Raw genomic sequence first — 11393 nt, 5'->3', positions numbered from 1 at the left:
TTCGTACGGCGTCGTGTCCTTGACCGGACGCGTGTCGACGAGCGAACCCGGCAGGAACGCGCGGATGCCGTTGACCATGACGGTCATGCCGCCCTTGACCTTGCCCGTGATCGTGCCGGTCACGAGTTCGTTGTTGTCGAGCGCCTTTTCCAGCGACAGCCACGAAGCGAGACGCTTCGCCTTGTCGCGCGACAGGATCGTGTCGCCGTAGCCGTTTTCCAGCGCGTCGATCGCGACGGAAACGAAATCGCCCGCCTGAACCTCAACCTCACCCGCGTCGTTCAGGAACTCTTCGAGGGGGATGTATGCCTCGGACTTCAGGCCAGCGTTGACGACCACGAAGTTGTGGTCGACGCGCACGACTTCGGCGGAGATGACTTCGCCGGCGCGCATGTCCTGGCGGGTCAGCGACTCTTCGAACAGAGCCGCGAAAGATTCGGTATTCGGGGTGGAGGTTTGCAGGTCGGACATAAAAATCTGGATTTGCATGGTTTTCGCTGCACCGCCAGTCAGTCGTGACTGCGGAGCGTTGATGCCGGAACGCAACGTTCACGGCGAAAATGCAAAAGCCATACGGGGTTAAAGGGTTTAACACACGCCCTGCCGCCTTCTTTGGCGTCATGCAGGGCACCACTACAGGTACCGCTACTGCGATTGCTGCCTTTACTGCTACTGCGCTGCTACTGCGCGTTGCCGCGTCCTTCGGATTACCGCACGGGCAACGCCTGATACCACTGCACGACCCGTTCGACCGCCTGGTCGACGGATAGCGCCGAGGTATCGAGAAGCTGTGCATCCTCTGCGGGCTTGAGCGGCGCAGCCGCGCGGTTACTGTCTCGCGCGTCGCGCTCACGCAAATCCCGAAGCAAGTCATCCATATTAGCAGAAAAACCTTTTTGGATCAATTGCTTATGCCGGCGGGCCGCGCGGGCCTCCACGCTGGCCGTCAAAAACACCTTCAGGACGGCGTCCGGGAAGATCACGGTGCCCATGTCGCGACCGTCCGCGACGAGCCCCGGAAGCTTGCGAAACGCACGCTGGCGCGCCACGAGCGCGCTTCGCACCGCCGGATGCGCGGCGATCACGGAGGCCCGGTTGCCCACTTGCTCGGCGCGAATTTCGCTCGACACGTCAGCGCCGTCGAGCTGGGCGATGCCTTCGCGGAACGTGATGTGGAGATCGTCGATCAGCTTTGCAAGGCTGTCCGCGTCGTCGCAGGCGATCGAGTAGCGCAGGCTCGCGAGCGCCGCCAGCCGGTACAGCGCGCCGCTGTCGAGCAGGTGGAAGCCGAGATGCGCGGCGACCAGCGCGGCCACCGTGCCCTTGCCGGAGGCGGTCGGGCCGTCGATCGTGATGACGGGCGTCGGATAAAAGGGGCGGGTCGATTTCATGCGTTGTTCAATTCAGGCAGGCGTCAGCGTCGGCCGCGCGCGCTCAGGGTTGCGCGAGCGCCAGGAAGCGCTCGAAATAATCGGGGAACGTCTTGCCGACGCACTTCGGGTCGTTGATGCGCACCGGCACGCCGCCGAGGCTCACGAGCGAGAAGCACATCGCCATGCGGTGGTCGTCGTAGGTGTCGATCGCGGCGTTCGGCGTGAGCTTTTCGGGCGGCCGCACGATCAGGTAGTCGGGCCCCTCCTCCACGTCCGCGCCCACCTTGCGCAGCTCGGTCGCCATCGCGGCGATACGGTCGGTTTCCTTCACGCGCCAGCTCGCGATGTTGCGCAGCGTGGTCGCGCCATCCGCGAAGAGTGCCGCCACGGCGATCGTCATGGCCGCATCGGGGATCAGGTTGAAGTCCATGTCGATGGGATCGAGCTTACCGTGATCGTTGCCGATGCCGCGCACCTCGATCCAGTCGTCGGCCATCGTGACGTTCGCGCCCATGCGCCCGAGCGCCGCCGCAAAACCCACGTCGCCCTGGATGCTCGCGCGCCCCACGCCCTCTACGCGCACCGGGCCGCCGCCGATCGCGCCTGCCGCGAGGAAATACGACGCCGAAGAGGCATCGCCTTCCACCATGATCTTGCCCGGCGACTGGTAGCGCACGCCCGCTGGCACCTCGAAGCGGTGCCAGCCATTGTTGCGCTCGACCTTCACGCCGAAGCGTTCCATCAGCTTGATCGTGATCTCGATGTAGGGCTTGGAGATCAGCTCGCCGTCCACCTCGACGATCGTCATGCCGTCCTTGGCGCGCACGAGCGGCAGCGTCATGAGCAGCGCCGTGAGGAACTGGCTCGACACGTCGCCACGCACGCGGATGGGCGCCTCGACCGAAATCGCCGCCGGGCGGATGCGCAGCGGCGGATAGCCCTCGTTTTCCTCGTAGTCGATACTCGCGCCGATCTGGCGCAAGCCGTCGACGAGGTCACCGATGGGCCGCTCGTGCATGCGCGGCACGCCGTGGATGCGGTAGTCGCCGCCGTTCACGGCGAGCGCGGCCGTGAGCGGGCGCACGGCCGTGCCCGCATTGCCGAGGAAGAGATCCGCGCGCACGGCGGTGAAAGCGCCGCGCGTGCCCTGCACGACGCAGGTGTCGTCCTCGCGCTTGAGCCGCGCGCCGAGCTTTTCGAGCGCGTCGAGCATGACGCGCGTGTCGTCGGAGTCGAGCAGGTTCGTGATGGTCGTTTCGCCCTCGGCCAGCGCCGCGAGCAGCAGCACACGGTTCGAGATGCTCTTCGAGCCGGGCAGACGAATCGTGCCGGACGCACGGGTGAACGGTCCGAGATCGAGGTGTTCCATGAGCGTGTCCTGAGAATGCCTTGAATTGCGGCGCTAGCGCCGCCTGGCGGGTACCTGCCTGCTTACTTGTCTGGCGTGGATTCGATGGCTGCGGCCGCACCCTTGCCACCGCGCTCTTGCCACGCCTCGCGCGCCGCACGCGAGCGCGCGAACACGGCTTCGAGCGCGGCGCCATCGCCGGCGTCGATGGCCGCGCGCAGCTTCGCGAGCACTTCAGTGTAGCTGTCGAGTTCCGCGAGCAGCGCGTCGCGGTTCGCAAGGCACACGTCGCGCCACATTTCGGGGCTCGACGCGGCGATGCGCGTGAAGTCGCGAAATCCGCCCGCTGCGAACGAAAACTTCAGCTGGGCGTCGGGCGAAGCGAGTATCTGGTCGACGAGCGCGAACGAGAGCACGTGCGGTAGATGGCTGACCGAAGCGAACACGCGATCGTGCTGCGCGGCCGGCATCTCGCCGATCACCGCGCCCGTGGCGCGCCACATCGCGGCAATGCGCTCGACCGACGCCGGCGCGTTTTCCGCAAGCGGACACAGCACGACGTTGCGGCCAACGTAAAGATCCGGCAATGCGGCTTCGACGCCGCTCGACTCGCGGCCGGCGATCGGGTGCCCCGGCACGAACTGCGCGATGCGCGCGCCGAGCGCCGAGCGCGCGGCGGCGATCACGTCGCTCTTGGTGCTGCCGGCGTCGGTCACGATCGTCTCGCTGCCGAGGTGCGGCGCGATGCGCTCAAGCAGCGCCTGGGTCTGCGCAACCGGCGCGGCGAGCAGGACGATGTCGGCGCCATCGAGCGCGGCGGCGAGCGCCGCTTCGTCGTCGAGCGTCGCGACCGCGTCGACCACGCCGAGTTCGAGCGCGCGCGCGACCGATTGCGCGTGGCGGCCCACGCCGATCACTTGCCCCGTCGAGCCGCGCTCGCGCAACGCGCGCGCAAGCGACCCGCCGATCAGGCCCACGCCGAAAATCACCAGTTTGCTAAAGGAAAACGCACTCACGACGTCACCAGAAAAAAGAAGAGTTGCGCCCTCATGGCGCACCAAGCGCGCGCTCGAGAGCCGCGAGGAAAGCCGCGTTCTCCTCGGGAAGGCCGATCGAAACGCGCAGCCATTGCGGCAAGCCATAGTTGCCAACGGGCCGCACGATCACGGCCTGCCTGAGCAACGCAAGGTTCACGCGGTCGCCAGCGCCCTCGTCGTCGCCCACGCGCACGAGCACGAAATTGCCGTCCGATGGCACGTATTCGAGGCCGAGGCGCTCGAACGCGGCCGTGAGCGTGCGATAGCCTTCGGCGTTGAGCGCCGCGCTGCGCTGCAGGAACGCCGTGTCGCCGAGCGCGGCGAGCGCCGCTGCCTGCGCGAGCGTGTTGACGTTGAACGGCTGGCGCAAGCGATTGAGCAGATCGGTCAGTTGCGGCTGCGCGATCGCAAAGCCGATACGCAGGCCCGCGAGTCCGTACGCCTTCGAGAACGTGCGCGAAACGAGCAGGTTCGGGAAGCGACGCACCCACGCGATCGAGTCGTAGCGCTTGTCCGCCGCGAGATATTCCGTGTACGCCTCGTCGAGCACGACCACGACGTGCGCAGGCACCTTCGCGATGAACGCCTCGAGCCTCGCCCCGTCGATGAACGTGCCGGTCGGGTTGTTCGGGTTCGCCACGAACACGAGGCGCGTGTCGTCGGCGATGGCCGCGAGCATCGCGTCGAGATCGTGGCCGTAATGGACGGCCGGCGTGACGATGTGACGTGCGCCAAGCCCCTGGGTTGCGAGCGCATAGACCGCGAACGAGTACTGCGAATAGACGATCGACTGGCCGCGCTCCGCGAACGCATGCGCAGCGATTTCGAGAATGTCGTTGATGCCGTTGCCGAGCGTGATCCACTCGGGCCGCACGTCATAGCGCGCGGCCAGTGCGGCCTTCAACTCGAACGCATTCGAATCGGGGTAACGGCCCAGTTCGCTCGCGGCCTGCGCGAGCGCACGTTGCGCCGACTCGGGCATGCCAAGCGGATTCTCGTTCGAAGCGAGCTTCACGATGCGCGCCTCGTCGAGCCCGAACTCGCGAGCGACTTCGGAAATCGGTTTGCCGGCAATGTAAGGCGCGATCGCGCGCACATACGAGGGGCCGAATTGCGTGGTCATGCATCTCTCCAGGGCTTGAAGCACGGGGCGGCAGGTTTGGGCGTCACCTGCCTCCGGCATTGCGCGTGGCGTACTGCGGGTCTGGTCCGGACGGATCGGGAAAGGCGCGCCGCCCGGTATCGTCCGTCGGCGTCCGTCGGCGTCCGTCGGCGGACGGTGCCTGGCAGGCGGCCCATGGCAACGCCTGCGGCACGCGGCCCGGCGCGCGATCCGCGCGTTGTCACGCCTTAGCGCGCGCGCGGATACGAGCCGAGGATCTTCAGATACGCGGCCTTCTTGCTGAGCTCGTCGAGCGCGGCGGCCACGGCGGGTTCGTCGCGATGGCCTTCGAAGTCGATGTAGAAGTAGTACTCCCACGTGCTGCCGAGGCGCGCCGGGCGCGACTCGAAGCGCGTCATCGACACGCCGTGGCGCGCGAGCGGCTCGAGCAGCTTATAGACGGCGCCCGGCTCGTTCTTCACCGAGACGATCATCGAGGTCTGATCGCGGCCCGTCGCGCCCGCAGGCTGCTTGCTGAGCATCACGAAGCGCGTGCGGTTGTGCGGGTCGTCCTGGATCAGCGCATTCGCGATCAAGAGGCCATAGTGCGTGGCGGCACGCTCGCCGGCAATGGCCGCGACCGTCGGGTCGGCGGCGGCGAGGCGCGCGGCTTCGGCGTTGCTCGACACGGGCTGGCGCTCGAGCTGCGGCGCGTTGGCGGTCAGCCAGTGCTGGCACTGCGCGAGCGCCTGCGGGTGTGCGCACACGCGCGTCACGCCGCTCAGGTTGCCGCTTTGCGTCATCAGGTTGTGCTGGATTGGCAGCGCGATCTCACCGGCGATCACGAGCTGCGTTTCGAGGAACAGGTCGAGCGAGCGTGAAACGGCGCCCTCGGTCGAATTCTCGACCGGCACGACGCCGAATTCGGCGGCGCCCGCCTCGACCGAACGGAATACCTCGTCGATCGAGGGGCACGGCATGCCTTCGATCGACTGACCGAAGTATTCGTACATCGCCTGCTCGCTATAGGTGCCGACCGGCCCGAGGAACGCGGCCGAAATCGTCTTTTCGAGCGAGCGGCTCGCAGCCATGATCTCGCGCCAGATCGCACTGATGTGATCGTTGCCGAGCGGGCCTGCGCTCAATTCCTGCAGACGCGCGATGACCTGCATCTCGCGCTCCGGGCGAAACACCGGTGCGTTGAAATGCTTCTTGACCTCGCCGACTTCGAGTGCGACAGAGGCTCGCTGGTTCAGGAGCGCGATGAGCTGCGCGTCGATCGCGTCGATGCGCTCGCGCAGCGGCTTGAGTTGGGAGTTGAGTTCGTCGTCCATGCGTGAGACCGGCAATCTGAAAGGATGCGCGCGGCACTCGGGGGCTTCCCCCCGGCGCTTACGCGTGCTGCGCCTCGAATTCCTTCATGTACTCGACCAGCGCCTTCACTGCCTCGAGCGGCACCGCGTTGTAAATCGATGCCCGCATGCCGCCGACGGACTTGTGGCCCTTCAGCTGCAACAGCCCGCGCTCTTTGGCGCCGGCGAGGAAATCTGCGTTACGTGTTTCGTCGGCGAGGAAGAACGGCACGTTCATCCGCGAGCGCGCGCGGCGCTCCACCTTATTGATGTAGAAGTTGCTTGCGTCGATCGTGTCGTACAGCAGCTTCGCTTTTTCGACATTGCGCGCCTCGATGGCGGCGAGGCCGCCCTGGCGCTTGAGCCACTTGAACACGAGCCCCGCGATGTAGATCGCGTACGTGGGCGGCGTGTTGTACATCGAGTTGTTCGCGGCGACGGTCTTCCATTCGAACGCCGAAGGGCAGATCGACATCGCGCGATCGAGCAGGTCCTCGCGCACGATCACGACCGTCACACCCGCCATACCGATGTTCTTCTGCGCGCCGCCGTAGAGCACGCCGTACTTGGCGATGTCCATCGGCCGCGAGAGGATGTGCGACGAGGCGTCGGCCACGAGCGGAATGTCGCCGAGGTCGGGGATCTCGAAGGTCTCGACGCCGTCGATCGTCTCGTTCGTGCACAGGTGCACATAGGCAGGGTCTTCGGAGAGCTTCCATTCGCTCCTGGGCGGCGAATGCGTGAAGCCAGCCTCGGTGCGGCCCGTCGCGGCGATATGCGCTTGCCCGTACTTGAGCGCTTCCTTCTGCGACTTCTGCGACCACGAGCCGGTGACCACGAAGTCGGCGCGCGGCTTGGCGCCGAACAGGTTCAGCGGCACGATCGCGTTCTCGCCGATGCCGCCGCCCTGCAGAAACAGGATCTGGTGGCTTGCGGGCACCTGCATCAACTCGCGCAGATCGAGCAGCGCCTCGCTGTGGATCTGCATGAATTCCGGACCGCGATGGCTCATTTCCATCACGCCCATGCCGCTGCCATGCCAGTTGAGCATTTCGTCGGCGGCCTGACGCAGGACCTCTTCGGGCATTGCCGCCGGTCCGGCTGAGAAGTTGTAGACGCGCGTCACTAGAAGATTCCCCGAGGCAGGCGCTGCGGCCGAACTACGCCGCAAACGCGCCAGAAAAAGAAAATGGCCGTCCGCGCTTATCGCGCAAACGACCATTATCGCATTGTCGCCGGGAACCCGCCAACGCAGGCCGCGGCGGCCTGGCGCAGGCTCAACTACCCGATCCGGCCCCGCTGCCTTGAACGGCCGCGGCGAACCGGCGGGCGCGCTGCGCCCGAAAGGCTTACTTGCTGACCTTGACCGACGCGACTTCCTTGTCGGCTTCGTCGCGCGTTGCCTTGATCGACTGCGGCATGTACTTCTGCATCAGGCTGTTGACGACGTCGCGGCCAACCTGGTCCTGAACCTGGATGAACTTGCGGCCGGTCGGGCTGCGGTAGAACGTGGTCAGGTCCTTGATTTCCTGCGTGCTGTAGTACTTCGCGTAAGCGTCGTACTGAGCCGACATGGCGTCCTGGCGGAACGCGTCGGTCGCGAAGACCTGGCCCGCCGAGTCAACCAGCTTCGGCACTGCGTTCTTCTGCAGCGTCGGGACGGCGGCCTGCTTCTGCTTGTCCGTCATCGTCTTGTTTTCCGAGAGCGCGTCCGACAGGATGGCCGGAACGAGCTGCTTGGCTTGCATCTGGGCGCTGTTGCCGATTGCGCCGACGAGCTTCTGTGCGTCGATCGCGTCGAGCAGGTCCTTGATCGCGGCTTGCTTGGCCGGATCGACGGGTGCTGCAGCCGCGGCCGGAGCCTGGGCGGGCGCCTGGCTCTGGAGCGCCTGAGCCATGGCAAACGTCGGCACGAGAGCGGCCAGCAACATCACCTGCTTGAATCGTTTTTGCATCATTACTCCCTTTGAAAAATTGATCGGACAGCACTGCCGCTCGAACTGCGGGGCGTCGTTCGCCCGCTCACCGGTCCGCCCGGCACACCATTCATTTAGCTGACACTAACAAGATTCGCTGAAATCCACCTTAAAGCCCGCGTAAGTCTATTCTTGCGGGCCAACGTGGCGCGTCACTCCTCGCCTTCGCCCTGCTCGCCCTCACCTTCGGCGTCCGCCTCGGCAACCTGCTGCAGGCCAGAAAGCTTCGTGCCTTCGTCAAGGCTGATGAGTGTAACACCTTGCGTTGCACGGCCCATTTCACGGATTTCCGACACGCGAGTGCGAATCAGAATACCCGAGGTCGTGATCAGCATGATCTGGGCTTCGGAGTCGACGAGTGTTGCCGCAACCACCTTGCCGTTACGCTCCGAGGTCTGGATCGCGATCATACCCTTCGTGCCGCGGCCATGGCGCGTGTACTCCGTGATCGGCGTGCGCTTGCCATAGCCGTTCTCGGTTGCGGTGAGCACCGACTGCTGCTCGTCGCCAGCCACGAGCAGCGCGATGACCTGCTGACCGTCGTCGAGCTGCATGCCGCGCACGCCGCGTGCTTCGCGGCCCATCGGGCGCACGTCGTTTTCGTCGAAGCGCACGGCCTTGCCGGCGTCGGAGAACAGCATCACGTCGTGCTCGCCGTCCGTGATGGCGGCACCGATCAGGTAATCGCCGTCATCGAGACCGACCGCGATAATGCCCTTGCGCAACGGGCGGCTGAAGGCTTCGAGCGGCGTCTTCTTGACCGTGCCGAGCGCCGTGGCCATGAATACGAACTTGTCCGCGGAGAACTCCTTGACCGGCAGCACGACCGTGATCTTCTCGCCGTCCTGCAGCGGGAACATGTTGACGATCGGGCGCCCGCGCGAGTTGCGCGAACCCTGCGGCACTTCATATACCTTCACCCAGTACACGCGGCCGCGATTCGAGAAGCACAGGATGTGATCGTGCGTATTGGCGATGAAGAGCGTGTCGATCCAGTCGTCTTCCTTCATCGAGGTCGCCTGCTTGCCGCGACCTCCGCGCTTCTGGGCGCGATATTCCGACAACGGCTGCGATTTCACGTAACCGGAGTGCGACATGGTCACCACCATGTCCTGCGGCGTGATCAGATCTTCGGTGTTGAGCTCCGTTGCGTTCAGCTCGATCTTCGAGCGGCGGGCGTCGCCGAATTCACCCTTGATCGAGGTGAGTTCGTCGGAGATCATGGTAGTTACGCGATCGGGGCGCGCAAGGATGTCGAGCAGGTCGGCAATCTGCGCCATGACTTCGCGGTACTCGCCGATGATCTTGTCCTGCTCCAGCCCGGTCAGGCGCTGCAAGCGCATTTGCAGGATTTCCTGCGCCTGCGTGTCGGACAGACGGTAGAGGCCATCGGCCTGCATACCATATTGCGGGTTCAGCCCTTCCGGACGGTAGGCTTCGCGACCGCCCGCCGTTGCGTTCTCCTGCTCGGCGCGCGTGAGCATCTCGCGCACGAGCGACGAATCCCACGAGCGGTTCATCAACTCCTGCTTCGCGATAGGCGGCGTGGGCGCGGCCTTGATGATCTCGATGAATTCGTCGATGTTCGCGAGCGCGACGGCGAGGCCTTCGAGCACGTGGCCGCGTTCGCGCGCCTTGCGCAGCTCGTACACCGTGCGCCGCGTGAGCACTTCGCGGCGGTGCGACAGGAAATGCTCGAGCATTTCCTTCAGGTTCAGCAGCTTCGGCTGGTTGTCCACCAGCGCGACCATGTTCATGCCGAACGTGTCCTGGAGCTGCGTCGCCTTGTAGAGATTGTTAAGAATCACTTCGGGCACTTCGCCGCGCTTCAACTCGATCACGACACGCATGCCGCTCTTGTCGGACTCGTCGCGGATATCGGAAATGCCTTCGAGCTTCTTCTCGTTGACGAGTTCGGCAATGCGCTCGAGCAGCGAACGCTTGTTCACCTGATAAGGCAGCTCGTCGACGATGATCGCCATGCGCTGGCCGCGATCGATTTCCTCGAAGTGCGTGGCGGCGCGCATCACCACGCGGCCGCGACCGGTGCGATAGCCATCGCGCACGCCGGCGACGCCATAGATGATGCCGGCGGTCGGGAAGTCGGGTGCGGGAACGATTTCGATCAGTTCGTCGATCGTCGCCTCGGGATTTTTCAGCAGATGCTGACAGGCGTCCACGACTTCGTTGAGGTTGTGCGGCGGGATGTTCGTGGCCATGCCGACCGCGATGCCCGACGAACCGTTGATCAGCAGGTTCGGGATGCGTGCGGGCAGGATCTGCGGCTCGCTCTCGCTGCCGTCATAGTTCGGCCCGAAGTCGACGGTTTCCTTGTCGATGTCGGCCAGCAGCTCGTGGCCGATCTTCGCCATGCGGATTTCGGTGTATCGCATGGCCGCGGCGTTGTCGCCGTCGATCGAGCCGAAGTTACCCTGGCCGTCGACGAGCATATAGCGCAGCGAGAAGTCCTGCGCCATCCGGACGATCGTGTCGTAGACGGCCGTATCGCCATGGGGATGGTATTTACCGATGACGTCGCCGACGATACGCGCCGACTTCTTGTAGGCGCGGTTCCAGTCGTTGTTCAGCTCGTGCATCGCGTAAAGCACGCGCCGGTGCACGGGCTTCAGGCCGTCACGAACATCCGGTAGTGCTCGCCCAACGATCACGCTCATCGCGTAGTCGAGATACGAGCGGCGCATTTCCTCCTCGAGGGAGATTGGCAGAGTCTCTTTGGCGAATTGATCCATTATCGATGTCTTATATGGGCACGCGGTGTGCTAGCGCCTCGCCCGTTAAAGGAGTCGAGGTCGCGAACGGTGCCGCCAGATAGCCCAGCTGTCGCATGGACGCCGCGGACGCAGCGCATCACGCGATTCTACCATGCACGACACCCCCGCCCGCCGTCTGCGTATACCTATTAGAGGGATGGCGCCGAAGCGCTCAAAAACGCGCTGAGCGTGGCGCAAACGCCGCAGCTTCGACCGGATTCAGGTTCACAGCGTCCGATTTGGATGACAATGTGCAACGCCCCCGCCACCCAGGCGCACTACCAGGTAAAATTGCGGGAACTTTTTGTTGCGGGTGTACCACATTCGGCGAGCCCCAGTGAAAGGGGCGGACTTTTTTTATCGTTGGAAGGGAACGATATGGCAAAATGCCAACGCACAAAGTTAGACACTGCTCGAAGTCTACACAACGCAAA

General features: G+C 64.7%; 9 protein-coding genes. All 9 read right to left on the bottom strand.

Annotated elements, in window-relative coordinates; genetic code table 11:
- On the bottom strand, window positions 1-489 hold a 489-nt coding region (locus VMJ11_RS00865), incomplete at its 3' end, for a S1 RNA-binding domain-containing protein (protein ID WP_325615951.1).
- Window positions 490-707: 218 nt separating this feature from the next.
- Window positions 708-1391, bottom strand: coding sequence for a (d)CMP kinase (cmk, locus tag VMJ11_RS00860; protein WP_325615949.1), 684 nt, complete (start codon window positions 1389-1391; stop codon window positions 708-710).
- Between the two features lie 43 nt (window positions 1392-1434).
- A complete protein-coding gene (gene aroA, locus VMJ11_RS00855; protein WP_325615946.1) occupies window positions 1435-2742 on the bottom strand; it encodes a 3-phosphoshikimate 1-carboxyvinyltransferase in 1308 nt (435 codons plus the stop codon).
- A gap of 62 nt (window positions 2743-2804) precedes the next feature.
- Window positions 2805-3779 (bottom strand): prephenate dehydrogenase, encoded by a 975-nt coding sequence (locus VMJ11_RS00850; RefSeq protein WP_325615955.1) that lies wholly within the window; start codon window positions 3777-3779, stop codon window positions 2805-2807.
- Entirely contained in the window at window positions 3769-4881 is a 1113-nt protein-coding gene (gene hisC, locus VMJ11_RS00845) for a histidinol-phosphate transaminase (RefSeq protein WP_325615944.1), read from the bottom strand. The genes VMJ11_RS00850 and hisC overlap by 11 nt, the downstream gene beginning before the upstream one ends.
- Window positions 4882-5108: 227 nt before the next feature.
- Window positions 5109-6194 carry a prephenate dehydratase gene (gene pheA, locus VMJ11_RS00840; protein ID WP_325615942.1) on the bottom strand — a complete coding sequence of 362 codons (1086 nt, stop codon included), beginning with the start codon at window positions 6192-6194 and terminating at the stop codon, window positions 5109-5111.
- 58 nt (window positions 6195-6252) lie between these two features.
- On the bottom strand, window positions 6253-7392 hold the full coding sequence (gene serC / locus VMJ11_RS00835; RefSeq protein WP_414694262.1) for a 3-phosphoserine/phosphohydroxythreonine transaminase: 1140 nt from the start codon (window positions 7390-7392) through the stop codon (window positions 6253-6255).
- 169 nt (window positions 7393-7561) lie between these two features.
- Window positions 7562-8167 carry a DUF2059 domain-containing protein gene (locus VMJ11_RS00830; protein ID WP_325615953.1) on the bottom strand — a complete coding sequence of 202 codons (606 nt, stop codon included), beginning with the start codon at window positions 8165-8167 and terminating at the stop codon, window positions 7562-7564.
- A gap of 173 nt (window positions 8168-8340) precedes the next feature.
- Window positions 8341-10938, bottom strand: coding sequence for a DNA gyrase subunit A (gene gyrA, locus VMJ11_RS00825; RefSeq protein WP_325615939.1), 2598 nt, complete (start codon window positions 10936-10938; stop codon window positions 8341-8343).
- Window positions 10939-11393 lie beyond the last annotated feature (455 nt).

The sequence above is a fragment of the Paraburkholderia sp. genome, from assembly GCF_035501035.1.
GTDB lineage: Bacteria > Pseudomonadota > Gammaproteobacteria > Burkholderiales > Burkholderiaceae > Paraburkholderia.
The sequence above is the reverse complement of the archived record's forward strand: the minus strand, read 5'-3'. Positions and strand labels throughout refer to the sequence as shown.